This window comes from Ralstonia sp. ASV6, assembly GCF_016429285.1.
GTDB lineage: Bacteria > Pseudomonadota > Gammaproteobacteria > Burkholderiales > Burkholderiaceae > Ralstonia > Ralstonia flaminis.
Genome location: NZ_JAELUI010000051.1, coordinates 1 through 26532 on the forward strand (window position 1 = coordinate 1; position 26532 = coordinate 26532).

The window sequence follows — 26532 nt, forward strand, 5'->3', positions numbered from 1 at the left end:
AGCCGGGAAGTCGCGCATCACCGCGCTGCTGAGCACCACGGTCGGTACCGCGGGCAAGGGCGGCAGCGCACGCGCCTGCTCCAACACGGCATCGAAGCCGGCATTCTCATCTCGCAGGGTCCGGTAGTGGCGCGCCGAAAATGACCAGCCAACCGCACTGGCACGCTGCGCGTCCGGCAGGCGCTGGGCAATGAGCGAGGCCGGCTGGTTGGTCAATCGCAGCACCCCCAGCGGCGCCAGCGTATCGCTCAGTGCAAGCAGGCGGCCGAGGTCTGCCCGGAATCGGGCATAACGATCGGGAGGGAACTGCGCAGCATAGTCGCGCCCAACCGCGTCGATAAACGCCAGGCCGGCTACATCTGCCGGGTAGGCGCGCGCGTGCATGCCGACCAACAGGCCGCCCATCGAGTGACCTGCCAGCAGCCAGGGAGGCGCTTCGCCCGCAGCAAGCAGGGCACGCCGCAAATCGTCAACCGCCTGCATGCCGAGGCGCGGTGCAGGTGCCGCATCCGACCAGCCATAGCCGGCACGGTCATAACTGCAGACACGCCCGCCGGCTGCCAGGCCGTCCTGAACCCAGGCCCAATCCTGTGACCAGCCTGCCATGCCGGCTTCGAGCACCAGCGTTGGTGCCCCCTGGCCGGTGCAGTACAGATGCAGATGCCGGTCACCGATCTGCACGCGTTGGCCTGGGGCCGTGTGCGCGGCGGCGGCCTCCTGCTGGTACTGCCAGGCGCAGCCGCCTGCGGCAAGCGCGATCAGGCTGCCGAGCGTGGCAGCGGCGATGCGCAGGCTGGTTGACCACCGGCGCGCAGGCGTGGAGGAGGCGTCAAGGGAGAGGGTCATCGGGACAGGCGGATCAGGTTGGTTGATGTAATGCGACCAACCACATGCCTGAGGCCAGCCACATCTTCGCTTGCCGCGCCACGGGCGACACGACACCCTGATGACGGATTGGCCGTGGCGAATGTGACATCAACCGACCTGATGTGCACGGCGATACCCCGCTAGACCGGCCTCAGTCTGTCGCAGTCATGGCTGATACCCATCGTTCAGCGTTTTCAGGAATGCCACCACGTCGCGGATCTCTTGGTCGTTCAGCGCAGGTTTGTCTCCGGCACGGCGGTTGAACGGCGGGTCCACATCGTCGATGTTGCCGCGCAGGGCGGGCGGCAGATCGTCATAGGCGATGGTCTTGCCGCCGGCATCGCGGCTGTACCACTTCGCGGGCTTCAGGTCGCGCTCCACATAGAAGCGCACCGCATCTTCCAGGCTGTGCATCCGACCGTTGTGGAACCACGCGCCGCGCTTGGCGGTATTGCGCAGGCTTGGTGTCTTGAACATGCCGCAGTACGCCGTCTGGTGTGCCTGATCCTGCCGCTTCGGGCCGCACAGGCCAAGGTCGTAGTAGAGCGGATCAGCATTGACGCCAATCTCCGGGTTGCGCGGCACGGCGAGCACGGCGAACTGATAGTCGGTCAGCAGCGGATGCGAGCCGTCGGCGCCCTTGGCGATCAGGTGGCACGACGCGCAGTTGCCCTTGTCGGGGCTGGCGAAGAGTTGGAGACCGCGCTGCTCGTCGGGGCTCAGTGCTGCCTTGCCGTCCAGGTACGCATCGAACTTGCTGTCGTAGCGGTGGAAGCTTGAGTCGTCCAGCTCAAAGCGTTCCAGCGCGCGCATGGCGTGGTCAAACGCTTGATCCGGGTTGTCGAACGCGCCTGCGCCGAACGCCGCGCGGAAAGCCTCGGCATAGGGCGCGCGCTTGAGTTTTTCCACCACGGCTGCGCGGCTCTCGTTGGCCATTTCGTCCGGATCGAGCATCGGCCCGGCAGCCTGATCGCGCAGCGAGTTGAAACGGCCATCCCACATCAGGCCGCCGGTGGGCGGGCTATCGGTTTCGGTCAATCGCTCGGTCAGGCTGGCCGCCTGCACCTTGTGCCAGATCGGCGTCTGATTGAGCGTGTAGGTCAGATTGGGCGTGGCACGCTTGCCTTGGCGGTCCAGATTCGGCCCGCCAAGCTGCACCGCCAATGCATTGGGCGGCCCGTATCCGTGGGCGGGGTCGTGGCAGCTTGCGCAAGATTGCCGGCCCGAGGCCGACAGCGATGGATCGAAGAACATCGCTTTGCCCAGTTGCGCCAGCGTGGCGGCATCCGGCATGCGGACGGTCTGCGCGATATTGGCGGAGGGGGCGTCTTTCTGTTGGCAACCAGCCAGCAGGGCCAGGAGCAGGGCGCCAGCCACCATGCCCAGGCGCCTTAAAGGTGCAGTGAAAGCAGTCATGGAAACGACAAACCGCCAGGGCGCGAACCCGGGCGGCCACATCTGCCTAGCGGCAAAGCCGCAGCAGATCAAAGGTTAGTTAAAGTTGGTGAACACATCGCTGCCCATCGACTGCAGGCCTTCCTGGCTTGCATAGCCAAGGTAGCCGCCCACCTGAAAGATGTCTTCCAGCGTCTTGAGCAATGCGTAGTGGTTGTATTGCGTGGTCGATACCGTGCCCGGCTTGATGAACGGCGAGAGCAGCACCGCGCCCGTGCGGTCACCACCGTGGCTCTGCGTCACCAGGTTGATGTTGTACGGGTAGTGCGACACCGATGCCGGGAAGCTCTGCGTGATCGGGAACGTCACGTTCGGGCCCGGTTGCTGGTTGCAGCAGGTCTGGCCGGTGAAGGTCATGGTGAGCGTTGGCGGCGTGGTGGTCGTATCCATCGCCTGCGAGGCATAGGCGCTCTCATCAAAGTTGATGATGAGCAGGCCGTCTTGCTGATACGCCGGCGACGCCATGATCAGCGGCACCCACTTCTGCAGGAACGCATCCGCCGACACCAGCCCGCCCGGCGCACCCGTCACGCACGGCAAATCGTGGCCGTCGTTGCACAGGTTGGGCGTGATGAAAGTGAAGTTGGCGGTGGTGTTGATCGACTGCAGATCCGCCGCCAGGCCGTTCAGGTTGACCACGTTGGTTGCGCAGTCCGGCGAGTCGATGATCGAGTGGAAGTACGCAAACGGGTTGTGGCGCGTGGCGTACTGGTCAGCCGGCGTGCCGCCAGCTGTCGCGGCCTGTGCAGACTGCGTCTTGTCCTGCGTGTTCAGCGTCGGGTGACCGCAGGTGGCAGACTCTCGCGTGGGGTCGTTGCCCATGTCTTCCATGTAGCCCTTCCAGGTCAGGCCCACGGCCTTGAGCTGGTCCGGCAGCGTCTTGATGGAAGCGGGGTACACGCAGCCCGTGCCGATAGCCTGGCCGTGGTCAGCCATGCCGGAGAGGGCAAAGTCTTTGTAGACCTGGCAGTCCATCTGCGTATCGGGCGTGACGGCCTGGCCGCTCAACATGGCGACGTAGTTGCCCAGGCTCACGTGCGTGGTGCCGTAGTACTGCTGCAGGTGCGCGCCCTGGCTCACCAGCGTTTGCGAGAGGTAAGGCGCCTTGGAGTTGGCGGCAAACGTGGTCGCGTAGTTCTGGTTTTCCAGCGTGATCACAAACACGTGCTTGATCGACTGGATGGTCTTGGGGGCAGGCGCCGCCGGGGTAGGCGCGGGAGCGGCGGCAGTGGTGCTGGTGTTGCCACCATCGCCGGTACCGCAGGCCGCGACGAGGAGTGCGGTGGCAACGGCCGCGCATGAGGCCGCCAGCCAGCCCGCTCGGGGAAGCTTGAACATCGACATTGTCCTTATCTTGTGGGTATGGCGCGCCGGCGCTTTGGCTCGGTCCACCGGTGCGCGCAAGATATAAACAAACTTGTATGTTTGTTTTGTGACAAAAATGCCGTGTGCTGCCCGCAATAAGCGGTATCACGGGCGGACTTATTTACAATTGCGTCCATGGCCACCCAAGCAGAACGCACCACCGCCACACGGCAGGCACTCATCGACGCCGCCACCCAATTGCTGATCGAGCAGGGCTACGCAGCCTTCGGCGAGGCACGGGTGTGTGAGCTCGCCGGCATCAGCCGGGGCTCATTGCGACATCAGTTTCCAGAGGGGAGGTACGACTTGCTGCCGGCGATGGTGGCATCGCTGCTGGAGCGCGAAGTGGCGCAACTGGCGGCGCTGGGGCCGCTATCGGCCAGTGTGCGGATGCACCTGATGTTGCACATGCTGGTGCAGCGGCGCCAACGGCATACGTCGCTGGCCATTCTGGAAGTGTGGATGGCGTCGCGCGGTGACGAACGGTTGGCCCAGGCAGTCGGGCCCCTGCTGGCGACCGTGCCTGAGCGACTGTTTGGGCAAGACCCGAATGGCCCGCCGCAACCTGAGTTGCTGGCGCTGCGCCTGTTCCTGCACGGCGCAACGCTGCACAGCTTTGCCGCCGACTACAACCGGGACGAACTGGCCGACGCTGTGCAATGGCTGCTCGCCCAGCTCACGCCGCCGCCGGAGCTGAAAGTGGCGCTGGCCCGCATCGGTCATGCGGGCACCACGCAACGGACTACTTAGTCGGTGCGTCAGCCGCCCGTACGCTGCTTCTGCAGCATCGCCAATTGCTGCGTCAGGTAAGTGCTGGTGTTCGTCATGCCGGCAACGACTTTCGATAGCGCGTTGAACTGCGCGTAGTAGAGCGCCTGCTTGGCGTCCAACTGGCGCTGCATCTGCGTCATCTGCTTGGACAGCGAAGTGAGCGAGCTGTTGATGGCATCGGTGGCGTTCTGCACCATGCCTTTGTCGGCCAGCAGATTGGTCGATACGGTGTGCAACTGCGCGGCGTATCCACGCTGAACTGTCACGCTGCCGCGATCCCCCAGCGCGCCGCCCATCACCTGCACGACCAGGCCATCGGCTGCGGAGCCGTTGGCGCCGTACAGGTTCTGCCCGGAGCCGGTGGCTGCCACGCCATTGATGGTGCCCTGCACGTCGCGCCCGGCCGTGGCAGCGGGGCTGCCACCCAGCAACGACGCCGCGCCATTGCCTGACACCGACACCGTCGACATCGAACCGTATTGCCGGTCAGTGAAGGTCAGCACGCCGTTGGCATCGGCCGTGATCGCGACATCCACCTTGGCCTTTTGCAGATCGGGGGATGCATTGATCTGGCTCTGCACCTGGGCGGCCAGACTCTGCGGCGTGTAGCTGCCGGCCGGCACCTTGATGTTGGTGGTGATACCACTGAGCGTGACAGACAGGCTGTCGTTCACCCCGCTCTGGATCGTTGTGTTGGCCGGTGCTGAGCCCTGAAGCGAGCCCTGTGTGGCCAGTTGCGTGACGTTGATGGCGTAGTTGCCGGCCTGCGTGGTCTTGGAAAAGGCCGAGACCTTGAGCATTGAATCCGTGGCCGTACCGGTGCCGGCAAACAGGGCTGCCACCTGGGCGGGAGATTTCTTGAGGGCGGCCGTGAGTTTGCTGTCGTCGATCGACAGCGTGCCCTCCTTGTCCATCGTCACGCCAATGCTGCCCAGCGATTGAAACGCGCCATTGCCAATCCCTTGGCCCAGCACGTCCGTCACCTGGTTGATGAGCGCCTTGGTGCTGACGTCTCCGGCCAGCGGACCATTGTTGGCAGCGTTGGCGGTATCGAACTTGGTCAGCGAATTGAGCTGGATGCGCAGTGCGTTGTAAGCCTTGACGAAATTGAGCACCGACTGGCTGGCCTGTCCTGCATCGTTGCCGACCGTCACGGTCGTGTTGCCAGTCTTGGATAGCGTAAACGACGTGCCATCCACCACATCCGTGAGCGTGTTGGTGGGGCTTTGCACGTCAATGCCGTTGACGTTGGCCAAGGCGTTCTGGCCCGTGGCCACTTCGGTCATGTTTTGCGTGCCGGCCGGGTCGTGGGCCAGCAGCGACTGCAGTGTCGAATCCCCGGACACCGAGATCTTCATCTCCGAATTGGCGCCTCCGGCAGTGGAGGTCAGCACCAGACGGTACGGGTTGCCGCTGCCGTCATTGATGATGCTTGCCGACACGCCCAGGTTGGCCGAGTTGATGGCGTCTCGGATGCCCGATAGCGTGTTGTTGGAGGCGTCGATCTTGATGGAGCCGCCGGCCAGGTTGCCGTTTTGCGCAAACGTGGCGCCGGTGTACTTGCCGTTGGCGAAGGTGCCGCCCGACACCGTGCCGAACGAGAACGAGATCGTGGTGGGCGTCCCGCTGCCGATGGGTGTCTTATTGGACGCTTGGCCCTGCGCGCTCAGCACCTGCGCTTGCGCAAGCTGCGTCACCTTGATGTTGTAGGTGCCCGACGGCGCTGTGCTACCCACGTTGACGTTCAGAATCGACGTGTCGTGCCCGCTGGCCTTCATGCCGCTGAAGGTATCGGCAGTGGTCAGGTTGGCCATCGCTGTCTGAAAGGTCGACAGCGCGCTTTTGAGCGAACCTACCGCAGAAAGCTGTGTCTGGAAGACCTTCTGCTGGTTCTGGTGAACCGTCATCCCCTTGCCTTCAGCCTGCATCAGCTTGGTGACCAGGTTGTTGACGTCGATGTTCGTGCCGATGCCCGGGATGGAGATCGGTGGGATATAGGTGCTGGTCGTCGCCATGAGTGAGAACGCGCGCGCGCAAACGGTTGTTTCTTCACAATGTGACGGCCGAAAAGCGCACTTCTTTAGAGCAGACCCTGTCTAGGCAGGGTTTTTGGGGCGGGTTTCATCAGGAAACCGAAAGAAATCAGAAGGAGCGCCGGCCGGAGCGAGGGTCAGATTGTTCCAAACAAGGCCCGGGGCCGATCTCGCAGCGTTTGCGCAAGAACTTTCAGTGCCCTGACCAGTTGCTCACGGGAGGCCGCGCACGCCAGATTGATACGCACGCCGTGCTCCGTCGTGGCTCGATCCACGGCAAAAGCCGACGCGGGCATGGTGTTGACCCCGCGCGCCTGCGCATTGGCAGCAAAATCGTCGGAGCGCCAAGGCTCAGGCACCCGCAACCACACAAACATGCAGGCGGGATCGCTATTGAGCAGGTCTTTGGGCAGCAGTTCCTGCGCCAGTTGCTGCCGCACCGCCAACTCGGTGCGCTGTGCGTCCAGAATCGCCTGCGCAGTACCGTCCTCAATCCAGCGCGTGGCGATCAGCATGGAAAGCGGTGCCGGCATCCAGGCCGTGGTGCGCACGGCCTCGGCGGCCAACGCGGCGCCGTTTGGCGGCGTCAGCACGTAACCCACTCGCAGACCCGGCGCCAGCACCTTCGAAGTGGAGGTGACATGGAACGTGAGTTCAGGGCACAGGCTGGCGATGGTCGGCAGGCGCGAGCGCAACAACGGGCCGTAAACATCGTCTTCGATGATCGGCACGTGATGGCGCCGTGCGATTTCAACCAACGCGAGGCGTCGCGCCAGACTCATCGTGACGACGGTGGGGTTCTGCAGGTTCGGGACCGTGAAGATCGCCTTGACGCGCGAGCGCTGGCAAGCCTCTTCGAGCGGCCCGGGCAGCAGTCCTTCCTCATCGCTGGGAATGCCGATGATTTCAAACTGGAACACGGGCGCCAGCGCCTTGAGCCCGTAGTAGGTGAGCTGATCCGACAGGATCACGCCGTCGTGGCCCATCAGACTGCTGAGCACAGCGTAAAGGCCGTGCTGCGCACCACTGGTCACTACGATATTGTCAACCGAGGGCGTAAAACCAGTGGTCGCCATCCATTGCGCACCGGCTGCGCGTGCCCAGTCCGGGCCTTGCGGTGGCTGATACTCCTGCGTCTGCGCAAAGCGTGAGTCACGCGTGATGGTGCCCATGGCCTGCGCCAGTCGGGCAACGAATTCACCCGTGGCGGGGCGATTGACAGTCAGGTCGATGGGCCCGACAGAGGTGTCCTGCGCCGCGCCAGGAAGAAGAGGCGCGAGACCTGCGGCCACCTTAGGCATGGCGCCGCCGGTCACGATCGAGCCGCGGCGCTTGCTGGCCACGATCAGCCCGCGCGCCTGCAACTCCTTATATGCGCGCGACACCGTCGACACGTTGATACCAAGCTCATTGGCCAGATCACGCTGCGGCGGCAGACGGCTGCCAGTCGGGTAGAAACCGCTACGGATTTTCTCTTCCAAGCCTCGTGACACTTCGAGATAGGGCGCACTTCGTCCCGACGGTCCTTTTGTCTGGATGTCTAGTGGATCGTTTGTGTGGCTAATGCCGGTTTCCATGCGTCTCAAATCTCCGTACAAACCTGCCGCGGCAGTCCCTGCTGCGCCCATAAGCGCGGGCGTGGAAGCGATGATAAGCCATCGCAGTCAGCCTAGCCACATGTTGTGCAGTGGCAGGGGCCGCACAATCGTCTCCTCAGTGAAAATACCTACGTCCACACAAACTCAATATGATTGATGACAAATATTTTTTGTGTGAACATTATTCGCACGCCGGCCCACCGGCAAGTCGATCAAGAAGGAGACAGTTGTGCCCAGACCACCCCTTGCATCCCCCCGGCCTCAGGGCCGCGCCACCCCCTCGCACCAGAACCTCGGCAAAGCCCTGCGCCAACGCCACGTGACCATGATTTCATTGGGCGGCATCATTGGCGCCGGCCTGTTTGTCGGCAGCAGTGCCACCATCAGCGCCATGGGGCCGGGCGCCTTTCTCAGCTACCTGCTGGCCGGCATTGTGGTGCTATTCGTCATGCGCATGCTTGGCGAAATGGCGTTGGCCCATCCGGGCATTGGCTCGTTTACCGAATACACGCGGCTTGGCCTCGGCAACTGGGCCGGGTTCACCAACGGTTGGCTCTATTGGTACTTCTGGGTGATCGTCGTGGCCGTGGAGGCAGTGGCCGGTGGCGCCATCCTGCAACGATGGATTCCGTTGCCGGTGTGGGTGATCGGGCTGGCCTTGCTGACCGCGCTGACAGCCGTGAACCTGATGTCGGTCAAGTCGTACGGTGAGTTTGAATATTGGTTTGCCTCGATCAAGGTGGCGGCCATCATCGTGTTCATTGGCGTGGGTGTTGGCTATTTGTTCGGCGATTCGTCGGGGCACCAAATCGCCGCACACCTGACCGGTGATCGGGGTTTCCTGCCATTTGGCGCGATGGCGATCATCGCGGGCGTTCCCACCGTAATCTTTGCCGTGGGCGGCGCGGAAATCGCCACCATAGCCGCAGCCGAATCCGATGACCCTGGCAAGAGCGTGGCCGCCATGACACGAACGGTGATCCTGCGAGTGATCACGTTCTATGTCGGCTCGCTGGTCGTCATTGCGTGCGTTCTGCCGTGGGCCAGCATCAAGGTGGGCGAGTCTCCATTCGTGCTGGCACTGCAGACCATGCATGTGCCGGGCGCCGCGGACATCATGAATGCGGTAGTGCTGGTGGCCGTGCTGTCCGCACTCAATTCGGGGCTCTATGTATCGTCGCGGATTCTGTTCCGGCTGGCTGAACGCGGTGACGCACCTCGCGCACTGATGAAACTGTCGGCAAACAAGGTGCCGCGCCTGGGCGTGCTGTTGAGCAGTGTGGTGGGGTATGCCGCCGTCATTGCGGCCATCGCCTCGCCGCAGGGCGTATTCCTGACGCTGGTGAATGCTTCCGGCGCCATCATGCTGTTTGTCTACCTGGCGATTGCCGTGTCGCAGATCGTGTTGCGGCGCCGAGTGGAAGCCACCGACCCCGGCCGCTTGACGCTGCGCATGTGGCTGTTCCCGTGGTTGTCGTATGCCGTCGTGGCGACCATTGTCGGCGTACTCGTGGCGATGGGGGCAGACCCGGTGCTGCGGCCCCAGCTGATGGCGAGCCTTGCCAGCTTGGCGGTCGCACTGATTGCCTATCAGTTGCTGGCGCGGCGGCGTGCATCCGCGGTGGACTGTGCCACCGGCTACCGTTTGGCACGCCCCTCGGCAGCGCTCGGAGGCGTACAGCAATGAAGCGCGTGGCAGTGATCGGCGCCGGCTTCATCGGCATGGCAAGCGCGGCCTGGTTGATGCGTGACGGACATCGCGTGACGTTGTTCGACCCGACCGGCGTTGCGCAAGGCGCCTCATACGGAAATGCCGGCACGTTTGCGCCATACGCTTGTATTCCGGTCAACAACCCCTCGGTGTTTGGTTCGCTGCCGCGCTTTCTGCTGTCAAGCGATAGCCCGTTGCGGCTGCGCTGGGGGTATCTGCCGATGCTGGCACCGTGGCTGGCGCGCTTTCTGCGCAACTCGCTGCCACAGCGCTATGAGCACAGTGTTCGTGCCCTGGCGGCGCTGCTCGGGCAGGCACAGGCCGGTTATGAACCGCTGCTCGCGGCGCCCGCGCTGGCGCAGTTCGTGCGGCCGCGTGAGTGCTTGTATCTGTACTCGAGCGCGGCTTCGTTCCAGGCAGCCGAGCCATCGCTGGCGCTGCGACGCGCGCTGGGTGTGCCGTTCGACGTGCTCGATACCGCAGGTATCCGCCAATTGGAGCCCAATCTCGCGCCAATCTTCGAGCGCGGTGTGCTGTTCTCGGGAAGCTGGCACTTCTCCAATCCAAGCGGTTTTCTGCAAGCACTGTTTGAGCACCTTGCCCCACAAGGGCTGACGCTGAAGCGCCAGACGGTCAGGGCCATCAGCCCGAACTCCGCCGGCGCCACGCTGCACCTGGAAGGCGAGGGTGTACGCGAGTTCGATCACGTCGTAGTGGCCGCGGGTGCGCGATCCGCGGCGTTTGCAAAGCAATGCGGCAACGCGGTGCCGCTCGATACCGAGCGCGGCTATCACATCCGTTATTCCGGTGCGGCGGATTTGATTTCCCGACCGGTGGGCTGGGCAGAGCGGGGCTTCTATATGACGCCAATGCAGGACGGCATCCGTGTGGCAGGTACGGTTGAGCTTGGTGGCTTCAGCCCAGAGCACAACCGCGCACTGCTGAATCTGCTGACCGCGGCTTCCCGGTGCGCGCTGCCCAATCTCCAGCAGCCAGACAGCAGTTGGCTGGGTTTCCGCCCCACGCTGCCCGACGGCCTGCCTGTGCTCGGCCATGCCCGTGCCAGCAAGCATGTGGTCTATGCGTTCGGTCACCAGCATTTGGGCCTGACGCTGGCTGGCATCAGCGGGCGCATCGTCGCCGATCTGATTGCGGGAAGACCGTCAGCGCTTGAGCTGACGCCATATCGGCCGACGCGCTTTTGACATTGAACATGAACGACCATGATCCGCCGCGCATCAGGTTGGTTTTCCAGGCAAGAGCGGCAACCACGAAGAGGTGCTCACCATGAATCACCGCAATTTGATGCTGGTCCGGTTGACCATGCTGGCTTGTGCCCTGACCGCCCAGATGTGTCTTGTACCGGCTGTCCGGGCGGCCGACCCTGATGTTGTCAAGATTGGCTTTGCGGGGCCGCTCACCGGGCCCGCCGCGCGGGTCGGCAAGGATCTGCAGTACGGTGCGCAACTCGCGCTTGATGAAGAGAACGCCAGGCATCCAACCATTGGCGGCAAACCGGTCAAGTTCGTGCTGGTGGCCGAAGACGACCAGTCCGACCCACGTATCGCTGTTCAAGTCGCACAGAAGCTGGACGACGAAGGCGTGGTGGGCGTGATCGGGCACTATAACTCCGGTTGCAGCATCCCGGCTTCCGGGGTCTACCAGAAAGCCGGCCTGGCGATGATCACCCCGGGGTCAACCAACCCAGAACTCACCAGGCAGGGCTTCAAGAACGTGTTCCGCACCATGGGGCATGACGGTATCGGCGGTGTGGTGGGTGGACATTACGCAGTCGAGCAGCTCAAGGCTCGCCGCATTGGCATCATCGACGACCGCACCGCTTTTGGGCAGGGCTTGTCCGATGCCTTTGAAAAGGGCGTGAAAGAGGCCAAGGGCAACATCGTTGCGCGCGAGTACACCAACGACAAGGCGGTGGATTTTCGCGCCATCCTCACGCGCATGAAGAGCAAGGATGTCGATGTGCTGTTCTTCGGTGGTCTGGACGCACAGGGGGCGATGCTGGTCAAACAGATGCGCCAACTTGGCCTGAAGACGCTGCTATTTGGCGCCGGCGCGCTCAAGAGCAATACGTTCCTGCAGATTGCCGGCCCGGACGGGGAGGGTACCCAAGATCTGGAACCCGGCCCAGCACTTGACCAGTTGCCGGCGGCACAGGACTTTGCCAAGCGTTACAAGGCGCGCTTTAATCAAGACGTCGAGTTGTATGCACCATTCGCCTACGACGCGGCGCTGGCGATGCTCAAGGCAGTTCATGATGCCAATTCGCTGGATCGTCAACGCATTACCGCGAGCCTGGCCAAGGTCAACATCAACGGTGTGACGGGCAAGATCGTCTTCGACCCGTATGGCGATCTGATCAAGCCGCCTTACACGCTATTCGAGGTGAAGCAAAGCCGCTGGATCAGCGTGAAGACCATCGGCGCCAACGGTAGCTAACGTATCCCATCATGCACTTTGCCCATGCAGTCGGCACACAGCGCCATGTGTTCAACGATCTGAAGACGCTGCTGGCCAAGGCCAGCCCGGCGCGCTCGGGTGATTACCTTGCCGGCCTGGCCGCCACCAGCGAGGCCGAACGCATGGCCGCGCGCATGGCACTGGCCGACGTGCCGCTGTCGGTTTTCCTCAATGAAGCGCTCGTGCCTTATGAGGACGACGAGGTCACGCGTTTGATTCTGGACAGCCACGACGCACAGGCCTTCAAACCCATCGCGTCACTCACGGTTGGGGAATTCCGCAACTGGCTGCTCCTGCAGGAGACCGACAGTGCGGCCCTGGCAAACGTAGCGCCCGGTGTCACGCCGGAGATGGCCGCGGCGGTCAGCAAGCTGATGCGCAATCAGGATCTGATTGCCGTCGCTCGCAAGTGCCGTGTGGTCACGCGCTTTCGCAATACCATCGGCTTGCCCGGCCGGTTGTCGGTCCGGCTGCAACCCAATCACCCCACGGACGATCCAAAGGGCATTGCCGCGTCCATCATCGATGGCCTGCTCTATGGCTGCGGCGATGCGACCATCGGTATCAACCCGGCCACCGATAACCTGGGTGCCATTGTCTCGTTGCTGCAATTGATCGATGAGCTGCGTGGGCGTTATGCCATCCCCACGCAATCCTGCGTGCTAACCCACGTTACCAATACGGTGCGTGCCATCGCGCAGGGTGCACCGGTGGATCTGGTGTTCCAATCCATCGCGGGCAGTGAACAGGCCAACGCGGGGTTTGGCATCAGCCTGGCGCTGCTGGCGGAGGCGCACGATGCCGCGCAAAGCCTGGCGCGTGGAACCGTCGGCAACAACGTGATGTACTTCGAAACCGGGCAGGGCAGCGCGCTGTCGGCCAACGCACACCACGGCGTCGACCAGCAGACCATGGAGGCACGTGCGTACGCGGTTGCGCGGCCGTTCTCGCCGCTGTTGGTCAATACGGTGGTTGGCTTCATCGGGCCCGAGTACCTGTACGACGGCAAGCAGATCATCCGTGCCGGGCTGGAAGACCACTTTTGCGGCAAGCTGATGGGCCTGCCGATGGGCTGCGATGTCTGCTATACCAACCACGCCGAAGCTGACCAGGACGACATGGACACACTGCTGACGCTGTTTGGCGTGGCTGGCATTCATTTCATCATGGGGGTGCCGGGCGCCGACGACATCATGCTGAACTACCAGAGCACGTCGTTTCATGACGCGCTTTACCTGCGCGATACACTGGGTTTGCGGCCGGCGCCGGAGTTTGAGGCCTGGCTGCAAAGCATGGGTATTGTCGATATGGCCGGCCGCCTGCAAGACGCCACTGCACGCCAGCCGTTGCTGCAGTTGGCACACACGCTGTAAATGCCACACGAGCCCCCGGATATGCCGACGCACAATCTCGTTCAATCCAATCCCTGGGCGCACTTGCGGGCGTTTACCGACGCGCGCATCGCACTGGGCCGGGTCGGCAACAGCCAGACCACGGACGCGGTGCTCGCTTTCGGCCTGGCGCACGCACAAGCGCGCGATGCCGTGCACCAGCCGCTCGACGGTTCAGCCGTGGCAGCCTCGCTTGCGCAAGCGGGCTTCGCCAGCCTGGCCGTGCATAGCGCAGCCGCAGACCGGGCCCAGTATCTGTGCCGGCCGGATCTTGGCCGACGGCTGAGCGACGCCAGCCGCGCAAGCCTTGCTGCGGCACGACCAGCCAACCCGTTCGATACCGTCTTCGTGATTGCCGACGGTCTGTCCGCACTCGCAGCACAGAGCCACGGCGTGCAGCTCCTGCGCAGTGTGCGCGAGCGCTTGCCGGCGGACTGGTCGATTGGCCCCGTCGTCATCGCGGAGCAATCCCGCGTGGCGTTGGGCGATGAAATTGGCGAACTGCTGGGCGCGCGCCAGGTGGTCATGCTCATCGGCGAGCGGCCGGGCTTGAGTTCGCCCGACAGCCTGGGCATCTACCTCACGCATGCGCCGCGTCTTGGCCGCACGGATGCCGAGCGCAACTGCATCTCGAACGTTCGTCCGGCAGGGCTTGGCTATGACCAAGCGGCGGACAAACTCGTCTTTCTGCTCAAAGGCGCGCTGGCGCTTGGCCGAAGCGGCATCGATCTGAAGGACGACACCCCCGTCACCAACGCCATTGCCGCACCAACTGCCGCGCAACTGAATACATAGGGCGAATCGCCCCGTGCCCGAAGGCAGCGGCCGGTTTGTTACAACTGGTCAAGAGCAAGGTGTGCTGATAAAGTGACTCGGCCCTGATCCTTCGTCGAGCCAGTCAGCACCTTGCTGGCGGGCGGCGCCGAGACATCGATGCCACGCCGAAACCTGCCCATTCCGACGCGCGTCCTGCTGGCTCCTGCCCTGGCGGGCTTGGGGTTGGCGCTTCAAGGTTGCAGCGCGCATGGTGCGCCTTCGTATCCAATCTTTGGTGCGTACTTTCCTCTCTGGCTGCTGAGCGGGGTGATTGGTGCTGCGGGTGCGCTGATTGCGCATCGGGTGCTCGTCATGACCGGGTGGGCAAGCTGGATACCATTCCAGCTCTCTGTCTGCGTGGCGATCGGGGTCATGATTGCCGTCATCGTCTGGCTGTCCGGCTCGGGGCACCTCCTATGAAAATGGCCGGCCTGCACAAACCCGCGCTGCGCGGCTACCTGATCGCGCTGGTCATCATCCTGATCGGCGTGGCAGTGGCGGTTTACGCCTACATCCACACCTCGCGCTATCCCTCCACCGACGACGCCACCATCGACGCCGATGTTGTGCACGTTGCCACGCCGGTGGGTGGTCGTATCGTCAAGCTGGCTGTTACCGAGAACCAGCACGTCAAGAAGGGCGACGTGCTGTTCGAAATCGATCCCGTGCCGTATCGCTTGACCGTCGCGCAGGCGCAGGCCGACGTGGAACTGGCCCAGGCCTCGCTCGACACGCGGCGCCGATCGCTGATTGGCGAGCGCTCCAAAGCCAGTATCGCGTCTGACCAGAGCAGCCGCGCCGCCTACAACTACGAGCTGGCCTCACGCACCGTCAACCGGCTGGCCCCACTGGCCGCCCAGGGATACGTGCCCACCCAGCAACTGGACCAGGCGCAGGTGGCACAGCGTGACGCCGCCATTTCGCTGCAGCAGGCCAACGAGCAGAAGCGCGCCAGCGCGCAAACCATTGGTGACGAGGCGGATGCCATCGCCATGCTGCATGCCCGCGAGGCTGCGCTGGCCCGTGCCCAGCACGCGCTGGAAGATACCGTGGTGCGCGCACCGCACGATGGCTGGGTCACCGGACTGTCCGTGCTGGCAGGCGAGACCGTTGCCCCCAACCAGTCGATCTTCACGCTCATCCACGCGGGCGAGTGGTTTGCCGTTGCCAACTTCCGCGAGACAACGCTTTCCGCCATCCAGGTGGGCGACTGCGCCACGGTGTATTCCATGATCGACCGTGGCCAGGCCATCCACGGCAAGGTGGACGGCATTGGCGCCGGCATCTCCGGTGCGGATCGGGTGAACCTGCCGCGCACGTTGCCCATCGTTCAGCCGTCGGTGAACTGGGTGCGGGTGGCGCAGCGCTTCCCGGTGCGCATCCGCCTGGAGGCGCCGGCTGACAGTCTGGTGCGGGTCGGCGCCAGCGCGATCGTCGAGATCAAGCATGGCGCTGCCTGCCGGTGACATGGCACGCGGGCCGTGGCCTCGCCCCGGCGAGGTGCTGCGGCTGTTGGCGCCCACGCCCGGCAGGCTGGAGGCCACCACCCGCATCGCCCTGATCTGCGCGCTGACGACGCTGGTTACGAGCATGTACGGCACGCCCTTTGCCGCCATCTCGGCCTACGTGGTGTTCTTCATGATCCGCCCCGACCGAGTGACGAGCATCGTGCTTTCGATCGCCATGTTGCTGCTGGTGACGGTGGTGCTCGGGCTGATCATCGTCATCGCCATGTTTTGTATCGATGACCCGATGTGGCGCGTGATATGGATGGTCGCGCTGTCGGTGGGCTTGCTGTTTTTGACCTCGGCCAGCAAGCTCCGCCCGGTCGGGGCCATCCTGGCAATGATTGTCGGGTATGCGCTGGACGAACTCGGGATCGTGCCGGTGGGTGAACTGGCGACACGGGCGTTGCTCTATGCGTGGCTGATGGTGGCGATTCCGGTTGGGGTGGTCATCGTTGTGAACCTGCTGATGGGGCCCTCGCCACGCAAGCTGGCTTGCCAGGCGCTGGCCCGGCGCCTGCGCCTGGCCGCCGAACATCTGGGCGCACCGGGCGCAGACCGTACTGCGCTGACTGCGTGTCTGCGAGAAGGCAACCAGCAGATTGCCACGTGGTTGCGCCTGTCGAAGGTGGAGGGATCGACCTCGGCGGCCGACCTGGCGGCGCTGCATCAGGCGGTGGCGTCTACCACGGCCATCCTGATGGCGGTGGATATGGCGGCGCGCGAACCGCAGGCACGCCTGCCTGTATCGGTTGCCGCGCCGGTCGCCGAAACACTGCTGGCCATGGCGGACATGCTTGAGCAGGGCGGCTATCCGGTCGACATCGAACTGGCCCTGCCTGCTGGCGTTACGCTGCCGCCGCTGGCGAGCGCCGTGATAACGGAGCTGCAATCCGCCATCGTCCGCTTTGCCGTTGTGGACAGCGAGCCCGCCGCAGAACCGGCAACACCAAAAGCACGTGGAGGCTTCTTACTGCCAGACGCACGCACCAACCCAGCCCACCTGCGCTATGTCCTGAAGACCACCGCCGCGGCGATGTTCTGCTACCTGCTGTACATGCAGTTGGACTGGTCGGGCATTCACACCTGCTTCATCACGTGCTACGTGGTATCGCTGAGCAGCGCGGCGGAGACGGTTGAAAAGCTGACGCTGCGCATCACCGGCTGTCTGGTCGGGGCGGCGCTGGGCATCGCGACCATCGTCTGGGTGCTGCCGGCCATGACGTCCATTACCGAACTGATGGTGCTGATGTTTGTGGGCATGTGGCTGGCGGCATGGGTGGCACAGGGATCGCCGCGGATTGCGTATGCGGGTTTCCAAATTGCCTTCGCGTTTCTGCTGTGTGTACTGCAGGGTGCGGCGCCCGCGTTCGACCTGACCATCGCGCGGGACCGCATCATCGGCATCCTGCTGGGCAATGTGGTGGTGTACCTCATGTTCACGCGGGTCTGGCCGGTGAGCATTGCCGGCCAGGCAGATGCAGCGTTGGCGGCACTGCTGCGCCAGTGGGAGACCGTCCTGCGTACAGCACGCGCCGGGCAAAGGCGGACGCTGGCGGCGCAGGCCATGTCACAGCACGGAGCGCTGGAAGCGAATGTTGCGCTGCTCCGCTACGAACCCGCCTGGGTGCGCCCCGCACCGGAATGGATTGCACAGCGCCGCCGTGCGCTGGTCGAGCTTGACGCACTCGAAGGTCCGTTGTTCCTGATCGCCGAGCGCATCCCCGGTGATGCGCCCTCGCAAGCACGATTGCGCAGCGTGGCTGAGCGTGCCGGTATCAGCGAGTTTGCGATCGACACTGGAGCCATCACCACACCCGATACCACGCGCGATGCGCTGTTGGCGCTGGCTGACGAGCGCCTGGCGAGTATCGCGCGGGAGACCCCTGATGCCGTATCGAAGGAGTTGCTGACGCATGCGCCAGCCTGATCTGTTGGCCGTTTTCCTCAGCCTGGCCATTACCGTGACAGCCGGGTGTGCGACGTCTGCACTGGACATGGCGCCCGAGCGCCCCGACCGCCCATGGCAGCCGCGTACGACAGACACCGGCGAGATCGTCCCCGGTGCGCCAGCACTGCCCACGCCCTCAAACGAGGTCAAGGGCGGCTACACATTGCCGGCCAATACTGCGGCGGCTGTGATCCCGCCGGTGGCCACGTTCGACGCCACGCACGCCTATGCGCTGCCCGAGCTGATCGACGTTGCCGAATCGAACAATCAGTTGACGCGCGTTGCGTGGAACGATGCCCGCAATGCGGCGCTGGTGGCAGGCATGGCAAAGAGCGCCTATCTGCCGTATCTCTCCGCCACGGCCATGGCCGGGTATCAGACAGGGCATGGTTCATCGTCGACGCTGCTTGGCACGGCTGGCACCGATACCACGGTGCATGGAACGGTGTCGGTGCTGTCACTGCAATGGTTATTGTTCGACTTTGGTGGCCGCGCAGCGCGCCTGGATGCGGCCGAGCAACTCTCAGTTGCCGCCAACATCGGTTTCACGGCGGTGCACCAGCAGGTCATCTATGACGTGACTGTCGCGTTCTACGCCTATGAAGCGGCGCGCGCCCGTGCCGCGACGGCCGCGCAAGGGCTGAACAACGCCGAGGCGATTCTGGTGGCCGCCAAGGCACGCTACAAGCAGGGAATCGGCACGGTGGTCGAAGTCGCGCAGGCCACGCAGAACCGTGCGCAGGCCAACCTGGCGCAAGTCCAGGCGCAGGGGGCAGAGAGCGACCGGTATCTGGCGTTGCTTTCTGCGGTGGGCATCTCGCCACTGTCCAAGCCGAAGATTGCTGACTTGCCAATCCGCACGCTCAACCCGGCGTTGCGCACGCCGGTCGACCAGATCGTCGCGGATGCCATCGCCCGGCGCCCCGATGTGCTGAGCGCCTACGCGGCGGAAAAGGCGAGCCAGTCGCGCATCCGGGCGGCGGAATCGGAGTTCATGCCCAAGGTGTTTGTCTCGGCTTCCACGTCGTACAACGCTGGACGCGCAGCTGTCACGGCCATCCCGCCGGTTGGCCAGCAGGCACCGACGGTCAACCTCAATGGCAGTCGCTATGGCGTTGGTGCGTTCGTGGGCGTGACCATTCCGCTGTATGACGGCGGTTTGCGTTCAGCCGTGCTGGCACAGGCGCGCAACGATGCCGAAAGCACCTCGGCCAAGCGCGTGCGCACGACGCAGGAGGCCGTGCGCCAGATCGTTGCCGGACAAAACACGCTGCAGACCAGCCTCGCCTCGCATGAAGCCGCACAGGCACTGGTGGCGGCGGCCCAGACGACGTACGACGCCGCACTGGCTGCGTATCGCCACGGCGTTGGGGCGATCACGGACGTACTGCTGGCGCAGAACCAGTTGCTGCTGGCCAAGAACGCCTACGTCGACAGCTACAGCGGTGCGCGTACCGCCGCGGCTACGCTGGCACTCGCCACCGGCGCGATCGGCGCAACGCAGGACACGGCGCCGCGCTGACGGCCTCCATTGCACGGAGACCGTCATGCGCATGCGTTACACCGTCTCGCCCGTCTTGCGCTGATCGACCCGCTTCCCGCGCGCCAACACCGGCACAAGCGCAGCCCCGGTATGGCTGGCCTTGACCTGCGCCAGTGCCTCCGGCCCGCATGCGGCAACGATGGTGCCACCTTCATCGCCGCCCTCGGGACCAAGATCCAGAATCCAGTCAGCCTCGGCAATCACGTCGAGGTCGTGCTCGATCACGATCACGCTATGGCCGCCATCCGCCAGGCGATGCAGCACGCGGATCAGCTTGGCTACGTCGGCCATGTGCAGGCCCACGGTGGGCTCGTCCAGCACGTACAGTGTGTGCGGCGCCTTCTGGCCACGACGGGTAACGTCGTCGCGCACCTTGGACAGCTCGGTGACCAGCTTGATGCGCTGCGCCTCGCCGCCCGACAGCGTGGGCGACGGCTGGCCGAGCGTCAGGTAACCCAGGCCAACGTCCTTCATCAACTGCAGCGGGTGGGCGATGCTGTTCATCGCGCTGAAGAACTCCACCGCCTCGTCGATCTCCATGGTCAGCACATCGCCGATGTTCTTGCCGCGCCAGGTGACGGCAAGCGTTTCTGCGTTGAAGCGCTGGCCGTGGCACACGTCGCACGGCACCTTCACATCGGGCAGGAAGCTCATGGCGATGGTGCGCACGCCCTGGCCCTCGCAGGCAGGGCAGCGGCCATCGCCGGTGTTGAACGAGAAGCGTGAGGCGGTGTAACCGCGTGCACGGGCTTCCAGCGTGTCGGCAAAGAGCTTGCGGATGGTGTCCCACACGCCAATGTACGTGGCCGGGCACGAGCGCGGGGTCTTGCCGATCGGGGTCTGGTCGACTTCCAGCACGCGGTCGATGGCTTCCCAGCCAGTCACGCCGTCGCAGCCATGCCAGTCGTGTTTGACGTCAAGCTTGCGCGGTGCCTTGGCATCTGGCACCTCAGCCTGCGCCGCCTTGCGCGCACGCCGAGTGGCAGGCGAAGACAGCACGGAACGGCCCACCGCATCCAGCAGGTTGGTCATGAGCACGTCGCGCGCCAGTGTCGATTTGCCCGAACCGGAGACGCCCGTAATCGCCACCAGGCGTGACAGCGGCATCGTGGCTGTGACATTGCGCAGGTTGTGCAGCTTGGCACCGTGCACCGTCAGCCATGGCTCGGGCACGGCCTGCGTGCCTGCGCGCGGCGCCGTCACTTCACGGCGCGGCTGCAGCGGGTGCTCAATCGGCTGGGCCAGGAAGCGGCCGGTCAACGAATCCGGCTGCGACGCCAGATCCTGCACCCCGCCTTGCGCCACCAGCGTGCCGCCACGCTTACCGGCACCGGGGCCGATGTCGATGATGTGGTCGGCGCGGCGGATGGTGTCTTCATCGTGTTCCACCACGACCAGCGTGTTGCCCTTGTCGCCCAGCTTGCGCAGGGCATCCAGCAGGATCTGGTTGTCACGCGGATGCAGACCGATGGTCGGCTCGTCCAGCACGTAGCACACGCCCTGCAGATTGCTGCCGAGCTGCGCTGCCAGCCGGATGCGCTGCGCCTCACCGCCGGACAGGCTGGGCGCGGCGCGGTCCAGGCTCAGATAACCCAGGCCGACTTCTTCCAGGAACGACAGACGGCTGTGGATCTCGGCCACCACGTCACGCGCGATGTCAGCTTCGCGGCCCGCGAGGTCCAGCCCTTCGATCCAGCGGCGCGTCTGGCTCACGGTCCATTGCGCAATGTCAACGATGGGCTTGTCGGAGAACGTCACCGCGCGTGCCGTCGGGTTCAGGCGCGTGCCGTGGCAATCGGGGCAGGGCAGGTCGGTCATGCCATCCGGGTCCACTTCTTCCGAAGGCAGCGTCTGCTCGCGGCCACGGTCATCGCCGCCGAGTATCGTGTCGTCAAATGCGGCACGCTGCTCACGCGTGAGCGCCAGGCCGGTGCCAACGCAGCTCGGGCACCATCCGTGCTTGCTGTTGTAAGAGAACATGCGCGGGTCCAGCTCAGGGTAGCTGGTGCCGCAGGTCGAGCACGCACGCTTGGTGGAAAACACCTTTACGTTGCCCACGTGTGCCGTGCCGCCATTGCTCATGGCGTTCTGCAAGCCATCGAGCGGCGCAAGCACGTGCATGATGCCCTTGCCGTACTCCAGCGCCTGCTCCATCAACGTGCGCAGCGCGGCTTCGTTTTCCGGGGAGACAACGATGTCGCCCACCGGCAGCTCCAGCGTGTGTTCGCGGAAGCGGTCCAGGCGGGGCCACGGATCAACGGTCAGGAATTCGCCATCAACACGCAGGTGCGTATAGCCGCGCGCCTTGGCCCATTTAGCGAGATCGGTGTACACACCCTTGCGGTTCACCACCAGCGGGGCGAGCAGCCCAATATGCTCGCCACGGTGGTCGCGCATGAGCTGGGCAAAGATGGCCTCAGGGCTCTGCGCCGACACGGGCGTGCCGTCGTGGATACAGTGCTGTACCCCCAGCTTCACATACAGCAAGCGCAGGAAGTGCCAGACCTCGGAGGTCGTGGCCACCGTGCTCTTGCGGCCGCCGCGCGACAGGCGCTGCTCGATCGCCACTGTGGGCGGAATGCCATACACCGCATCCACCTCCGGCCGGCCCGCCGGTTGCACGATTGAACGCGCATAGGCGTTGAGCGATTCGAGATAGCGACGCTGCCCTTCGTGGAACAGGATGTCGAACGCCAGCGTCGATTTGCCCGAACCGGACACCCCCGTGACGACGTTGAACTTGCCGTGCGGGATGTCGACGTTCATCGCCTTCAGGTTGTGCTCGTGTGCATTGACGATGCGGACCACGTTCTCACCCTGGACTTCCACCACGGCGGCGCGCTGTGCGCGGCGTGCAGCCAGTGCGCTCTGCAGCGGCACGCCATCGTCCGCCGCTTGGGGCTGTCCGATGTTTGCCTCGTACAGCTTGAGCGCGGCACCCGTATGCGATGCGGCGCAGGCCTTCACCTGCTCGGTCGTGCCCGCACATACCAGCAAGCCACCCGCGTCACCGCCCTCGGGGCCGAGGTCAATGATCCAATCGGCGGCGCGGATCACGTCCAGGTTGTGCTCGATCACGATCAGCGAATGCCCGGCATCGAGCAGCTTGCCGAACGCGCGCATCAACTTGGCGATGTCGTCAAAGTGCAGGCCGGTGGTCGGCTCGTCGAACATGAACAGGCGGCCGGCGTTGGCAGGCACATCCTGCTTGACGCGCTTGCGGGCTGCCGCCTGGGCAGCCTGAGCCGCTTCGGCCAGGAAACCGGCCAGTTTCAGGCGCTGGGCTTCACCGCCGGACAGCGTCGGCACCGGCTGGCCCAGTTTTACGTATTCCAGCCCCACGTCGACAATGGGCTGCAGCACACGCAGCACGTCGGCGTCGTTGGCAAATACGCTGGCAGCTTCGCTCACCGTCAGCTCCAGCACATCGGCAACTGACAGCTTGTGCGCGCCGCGCTCAAGCTTCACCTCGAGGATTTCCGCGCGATAGCGCGTGCCGTCGCAATCCGGGCAGCGCAGGTAGATGTCGCTGAGGAACTGCATCTCGACGTGCTCGAAGCCTGAGCCACCGCAGGTCGGGCAACGTCCGTCGCCGGAGTTGAAGCTGAATGTGCCGGCCGTGTAGCCGCGCTGCAGTGCCATTGGCACCTTGGCAAACAGCTTGCGGATCTCATCAAACGCACCCACGTAGCTGGCCGGATTCGAGCGCGCGGTCTTGCCGATGGGCGATTGGTCAACAAAGACCACATCGCTAATCTGATCGGCGCCGCGCAGTGCGCGAAACGCGCCAGGCGATTCCGTTGCCTTGCCGAAATGCCGCGCCAGGGCAGGGTGGAGCACGTCCTGAATCAGCGTCGACTTGCCGGAGCCGGATACGCCCGTCACGCACACCAAGCGTTGCAACGGCACTTCGATCGTCACGTCTTGCAGGTTGTGCTGGCTCGCGCCTTCCAGCACGAGACGCGGCGCACCGTTGATGGGTCGTGCCTGCCAATCGGTAGCATTGGCCACGCGGCGCTGGCCGGACAGGTAAGCGCCGGTAAGCGTGTCCGCCTTGCGGATCGCCGCCGGTGTGCCGTCGAAGACGATGGTGCCGCCGCGCTCGCCAGGGCCGGGGCCCATGTCGATCAGGCGATCGGCGGCCAGCATCACGGACGGATCGTGCTCCACCACCACCAGCGTGTTGCCTGCATCACGCAGCCGTTTCATGGCTTCAACAATGCGATCCAGATCGCGCGGGTGCAGACCGATACTCGGCTCGTCAAGCACGAATAGCGTGTTGACGAGCGACGTGCCGAGCGCGGTGGTCAGGTTGATCCGCTGTACCTCGCCGCCGGAAAGCGTTCGGCTCTGACGATCCAGCGTCAGGTAGCCGATCCCCACGTCGCACAGATAGGCCAGGCGCGTGCGCACCTCATCCAGCAGCAGCTTGAGCGCATCATCGAGCAGCACGGAGGGCAGCGTCAGTTCATCGAAGAAACGGCGGATGCGCGCGATCGGCAGCAACATCACGTCGTGCACGGTCAGGCCGGGCAGGGCTTCAAGCTGGGCGCGGCTCCACGCGACGCCGTGCGGCATAAAGCGGTGTTCAGGCGCCAGCACGGCGTCGGCGTTTTCCTTGCTGCCGAGGCGCCATTGCATGGATTCGGTTTTCAGGCGCGCGCCGCCGCAGGTCTCGCACGTTGTATAGCTACGGTACTTGGAGAGCAGCACGCGAATATGCATCTTGTACGCCTTCGACTCCAGATAGTCGAAGAAGCGGCGCACGCCGTACCACTGCTTGTTCCAGCCACCGCGCTTGAACGTCGGATCGCCGTTGATAACCCAGTTGCGTTGCGCTTCGGTCAGTTCCGCCCACGGCGTGTCGCGCGGGATATCGGCGGCGGCCGAGTAACGCATCAGATCGTCCTGGCACTCCTTCCAGGCCGGAGTCTGCATCGGCTTGATGGCGCCTTCACGCAGTGTCTTGCGCTCGTCCGGAATCACCAGACCCAGATCGACGCCGATCACGCGGCCAAAGCCACGGCACGTATCGCACGCGCCATAAGCCGAGTTGAACGAGAATAGCGCGGGTTGCGGGTCAGCGTAGCGCAGGTCGCTCTCGGGGCAGTGCAGGCCGGTGGAAAAGCGCCAGACTTCGGGCTCCGCAGCCTCATCTGCGGGCAGCACATACACGCTGACGCGCCCGCCACCGCGCTTGAGCGACGACTCAATGGCCTCCAGCGCGCGGGCACGTTCGGTGCCCTGCAGGCGGAAACGGTCTGCCACCACGTCGAGCAACTTGCGCTCGCCGCTCACGCGTTCAGCCTGCACACGCGTATAGCCGCTGACAGACAGCCACTGCGCGACTTCTTCCGCGCTCGTATTGGCCGGCAGCTCCACCGGAAAGGTCACCACCAGGCGCGGATCTGCCTCGCGCGTGCGTGCCAGCAGTTCGTTGTAGATGGTCTCTGGCGTGTCATGGCGCACCGGCAGGGCGGTATCGCGATCGAACAACTGGGCCGCGCGCGCAAACAGCAGCTTGAGGTGATCGTTCAGCTCCGTCATCGTGCCAACCGTGGAGCGCGAGCTGCGCACCGGATTGGTCTGGTCGATGGCGATGGCCGGCGGCACGCCTTCCACATGGTCGACCTGCGGGCGGTCCATGCGGTCCAGGAACTGGCGCGCGTAGGCGCTGAACGTCTCGACGTAGCGGCGCTGGCCCTCGGCATAGAGGGTGTCGAATACCAGACTCGACTTGCCTGACCCGGACGGGCCGGTCACCACGGTCATCTCGCCCGTGCGCAGGTCCAGATCGAGGTTCTTGAGGTTGTGCTGACGGGCTCCGCGCAGGCGAATAACACCGGAAGACATGAGGGTGTTCCTTGGAAAACGTGAGGAGTGCCGGCACAGCTGGCCAGATTGGCGCCGGTCGGCAATCAGAATTCGGGCCGTAAACTGTAGCGGATTCTTAAGAATCGGTTCACTTACGTTACGAGTCGCGGGCGCGAGAGTAACGCAAGGCTCCTGACAACGTTTTGTCAGGAGGTTTCAGTGGGGAGGGAGAGATTGCAGGCCGGCGGCGTCTGATCAGCCGGCGGCAAGCCCGTAGGAGGATTGTTGCTTGCCCGACACTTCCGATACGGGCAGTCGGGGGGTGAACCGGTGGTGCTCCACAACGCCACCCTTGACGAAGACAAGCGTCTCTTCCTGGATTTCCTCCCAGGCGTCGGCCAAGTCGATCAAAGGTTCGGACAGCACAAGTACCGCATCATCGCCCGCATCTGTAATCCGGGAGTTGTCCGGGTAAAGCTCGTGCAGATGCCGGAACGACGTGCTGTGGAAGAGGGATCGCGAATCCCGCTCGCTGGAGTAGCGCGCCGCGATGATCTGCTCACCGTCGGTCACGCAGACAGTCATGTTCACTGGGTGCTCCACGCCATGCCGGTGCCCAACGTGCTCAATCAGTCCCACCATCTGTTCCAGCGCGCCGCGTGGCTCTCGCTGCAGACCAAACGTGAGCGCGAGGAAGAACATGACTTCGGAGTCCGTCGACCCCTCGATCCAGCGAAACAGCTCGGGCGCGACCTCCATCATCAGGTCACGCCGCAGCGTCGGGTATTCGCGAATCAGCCCGTTGTGGGCAAACAGCCAGCGACCATATCGGAACGGGTGGCAGTTGGTTTCCTGCGTGGGAGTGTCCGTGGCGGCGCGAACATGCGCCACGAACAACGGCGACCGGATAGCACGAGCAGCTTCGCGCAGGTTTGTGTCGTTCCAGGCTGGGTGCAGGCACCGATACCGAAACGGCACCTCGGAGTGGTTTCCATACCACCCAATGCCGAAGCCATCCCCATTGGTAGTGGTATGCCCCAGACGCGACCGCAGGCTCTGGTCGATCAGCGAATGGGTCGGTCGAAACAGCACCGTCTCCATCTGAATAGGGTTGCCAGAGTAGGCCAGCCAGCGACACATGATGCGTTACCGTAGGGTGGGTATTTGGAAAGTGAGTCTAGGCAATGCGGTCGGGAATGCACAGAAAAAGTGTTGCGCGCTCGCACACCCTGGG

At 64.2% G+C, this 26532-nt stretch carries 17 protein-coding genes; 10 read left to right on the plus strand and 7 right to left on the minus strand.

Annotated elements, in window-relative coordinates; translation table 11 throughout:
- The 3 genes from JHD73_RS12335 to JHD73_RS12345 form a co-directional block, all read right to left on the minus strand.
- On the minus strand, nucleotides 1-846 hold an 846-nt coding region (locus JHD73_RS12335), incomplete at its 3' end, for an alpha/beta fold hydrolase (protein WP_199030566.1).
- 186 nt (nucleotides 847-1032) lie between these two features.
- Nucleotides 1033-2283, minus strand: coding sequence for a cytochrome-c peroxidase (locus JHD73_RS12340; protein WP_199030567.1), 1251 nt, complete (start codon nucleotides 2281-2283; stop codon nucleotides 1033-1035).
- Nucleotides 2284-2358: 75 nt separating this feature from the next.
- Nucleotides 2359-3660: an alkaline phosphatase family protein gene (locus JHD73_RS12345; RefSeq protein ID WP_199030568.1), complete on the minus strand. Its 1302-nt coding sequence runs from the start codon at nucleotides 3658-3660 to the stop codon at nucleotides 2359-2361.
- A gap of 162 nt (nucleotides 3661-3822) precedes the next feature.
- Between JHD73_RS12345 and JHD73_RS12350 the strand changes: the two genes are divergently transcribed.
- The gene (locus tag JHD73_RS12350; RefSeq protein ID WP_199030569.1) at nucleotides 3823-4437 is read left to right on the plus strand and encodes a TetR/AcrR family transcriptional regulator; all 615 of its coding nucleotides are present in this window, start codon (nucleotides 3823-3825) and stop codon (nucleotides 4435-4437) included.
- Nucleotides 4438-4445: 8 nt separating this feature from the next.
- Here the strand turns inward: JHD73_RS12350 and fliD are convergent, their stop codons facing one another.
- A complete protein-coding gene (fliD, locus tag JHD73_RS12355; RefSeq protein WP_199030570.1) occupies nucleotides 4446-6473 on the minus strand; it encodes a flagellar filament capping protein FliD in 2028 nt (675 codons plus the stop codon).
- Between the two features lie 155 nt (nucleotides 6474-6628).
- Nucleotides 6629-8068, minus strand: coding sequence for a PLP-dependent aminotransferase family protein (locus JHD73_RS12360; protein WP_199030571.1), 1440 nt, complete (start codon nucleotides 8066-8068; stop codon nucleotides 6629-6631).
- A 325-nt stretch (nucleotides 8069-8393) separates the two neighbouring features.
- Between JHD73_RS12360 and JHD73_RS12365 the strand changes: the two genes are divergently transcribed.
- The 9 genes from JHD73_RS12365 (at nucleotide 8394) to JHD73_RS12405 (ending at nucleotide 19463) form a co-directional block, all read left to right on the plus strand.
- Nucleotides 8394-9776, plus strand: coding sequence for an amino acid permease (locus tag JHD73_RS12365; protein ID WP_233176924.1), 1383 nt, complete (start codon nucleotides 8394-8396; stop codon nucleotides 9774-9776).
- Nucleotides 9773-11005: an FAD-binding oxidoreductase gene (locus tag JHD73_RS12370; protein WP_199030572.1), complete on the plus strand. Its 1233-nt coding sequence runs from the start codon at nucleotides 9773-9775 to the stop codon at nucleotides 11003-11005. The genes JHD73_RS12365 and JHD73_RS12370 overlap by 4 nt, the downstream gene beginning before the upstream one ends.
- 118 nt (nucleotides 11006-11123) lie before the next feature.
- The gene (locus JHD73_RS12375) at nucleotides 11124-12257 is read left to right on the plus strand and encodes a branched-chain amino acid ABC transporter substrate-binding protein (protein WP_233176925.1); all 1134 of its coding nucleotides are present in this window, start codon (nucleotides 11124-11126) and stop codon (nucleotides 12255-12257) included.
- 11 nt (nucleotides 12258-12268) lie between these two features.
- The gene (locus JHD73_RS12380; RefSeq protein WP_199030574.1) at nucleotides 12269-13651 is read left to right on the plus strand and encodes an ethanolamine ammonia-lyase subunit EutB; all 1383 of its coding nucleotides are present in this window, start codon (nucleotides 12269-12271) and stop codon (nucleotides 13649-13651) included.
- Between the two features lie 21 nt (nucleotides 13652-13672).
- Nucleotides 13673-14464, plus strand: coding sequence for an ethanolamine ammonia-lyase subunit EutC (gene eutC / locus JHD73_RS12385; protein WP_199030575.1), 792 nt, complete (start codon nucleotides 13673-13675; stop codon nucleotides 14462-14464).
- Between the two features lie 138 nt (nucleotides 14465-14602).
- Entirely contained in the window at nucleotides 14603-14905 is a 303-nt protein-coding gene (locus JHD73_RS12390) for a hypothetical protein (protein ID WP_233176921.1), read from the plus strand.
- Nucleotides 14902-15951 (plus strand): multidrug transporter subunit MdtN, encoded by a 1050-nt coding sequence (mdtN, locus tag JHD73_RS12395; protein WP_199030576.1) that lies wholly within the window; start codon nucleotides 14902-14904, stop codon nucleotides 15949-15951. The genes JHD73_RS12390 and mdtN overlap by 4 nt, the downstream gene beginning before the upstream one ends.
- On the plus strand, nucleotides 15932-17920 hold the full coding sequence (locus tag JHD73_RS12400) for an FUSC family protein (protein ID WP_199030577.1): 1989 nt from the start codon (nucleotides 15932-15934) through the stop codon (nucleotides 17918-17920). Before mdtN ends, JHD73_RS12400 begins: the two co-directional genes overlap by 20 nt.
- Complete coding sequence (locus JHD73_RS12405) at nucleotides 17907-19463, plus strand: TolC family protein (protein ID WP_199030578.1); 1557 nt, start codon at nucleotides 17907-17909, stop codon at nucleotides 19461-19463. The genes JHD73_RS12400 and JHD73_RS12405 overlap by 14 nt, the downstream gene beginning before the upstream one ends.
- 36 nt (nucleotides 19464-19499) lie before the next feature.
- Here the strand turns inward: JHD73_RS12405 and uvrA are convergent, their stop codons facing one another.
- Both uvrA and JHD73_RS12415 read right to left on the minus strand, forming a co-directional pair.
- Complete coding sequence (gene uvrA / locus JHD73_RS12410) at nucleotides 19500-25337, minus strand: excinuclease ABC subunit UvrA (protein ID WP_199030579.1); 5838 nt, start codon at nucleotides 25335-25337, stop codon at nucleotides 19500-19502.
- A gap of 216 nt (nucleotides 25338-25553) precedes the next feature.
- Nucleotides 25554-26438 carry a class II glutamine amidotransferase gene (locus JHD73_RS12415; RefSeq protein WP_199030580.1) on the minus strand — a complete coding sequence of 295 codons (885 nt, stop codon included), beginning with the start codon at nucleotides 26436-26438 and terminating at the stop codon, nucleotides 25554-25556.
- Nucleotides 26439-26532 lie beyond the last annotated feature (94 nt).

Bases quoted from the DNA above. Each gene is read 5' to 3' on its own strand.
- JHD73_RS12380 (WP_199030574.1), top strand. From the start codon at position 12,269: ATGCACTTTGCCCATGCAGTCGGCACACAGCGCCATGTGTTCAACGAT.
- JHD73_RS12375 (WP_233176925.1), top strand. From the start codon at position 11,124: ATGCTGGCTTGTGCCCTGACCGCCCAGATGTGTCTTGTACCGGCTGTC.
- JHD73_RS12345 (WP_199030568.1), bottom strand. From the start codon at position 3,660: ATGTTCAAGCTTCCCCGAGCGGGCTGGCTGGCGGCCTCATGCGCGGCC.
- JHD73_RS12415 (WP_199030580.1), bottom strand. From the start codon at position 26,438: ATGTGTCGCTGGCTGGCCTACTCTGGCAACCCTATTCAGATGGAGACG.
- JHD73_RS12405 (WP_199030578.1), top strand. From the start codon at position 17,907: ATGCGCCAGCCTGATCTGTTGGCCGTTTTCCTCAGCCTGGCCATTACC.
- mdtN (WP_199030576.1), top strand. From the start codon at position 14,902: ATGAAAATGGCCGGCCTGCACAAACCCGCGCTGCGCGGCTACCTGATC.
- uvrA (WP_199030579.1), bottom strand. From the start codon at position 25,337: ATGTCTTCCGGTGTTATTCGCCTGCGCGGAGCCCGTCAGCACAACCTC.
- eutC (WP_199030575.1), top strand. From the start codon at position 13,673: ATGCCGACGCACAATCTCGTTCAATCCAATCCCTGGGCGCACTTGCGG.
- JHD73_RS12400 (WP_199030577.1), top strand. From the start codon at position 15,932: ATGGCGCTGCCTGCCGGTGACATGGCACGCGGGCCGTGGCCTCGCCCC.
- JHD73_RS12370 (WP_199030572.1), top strand. From the start codon at position 9,773: ATGAAGCGCGTGGCAGTGATCGGCGCCGGCTTCATCGGCATGGCAAGC.
- JHD73_RS12340 (WP_199030567.1), bottom strand. From the start codon at position 2,283: ATGACTGCTTTCACTGCACCTTTAAGGCGCCTGGGCATGGTGGCTGGC.
- JHD73_RS12360 (WP_199030571.1), bottom strand. From the start codon at position 8,068: ATGGAAACCGGCATTAGCCACACAAACGATCCACTAGACATCCAGACA.
- JHD73_RS12390 (WP_233176921.1), top strand. From the start codon at position 14,603: ATGCCACGCCGAAACCTGCCCATTCCGACGCGCGTCCTGCTGGCTCCT.
- fliD (WP_199030570.1), bottom strand. From the start codon at position 6,473: ATGGCGACGACCAGCACCTATATCCCACCGATCTCCATCCCGGGCATC.
- JHD73_RS12350 (WP_199030569.1), top strand. From the start codon at position 3,823: ATGGCCACCCAAGCAGAACGCACCACCGCCACACGGCAGGCACTCATC.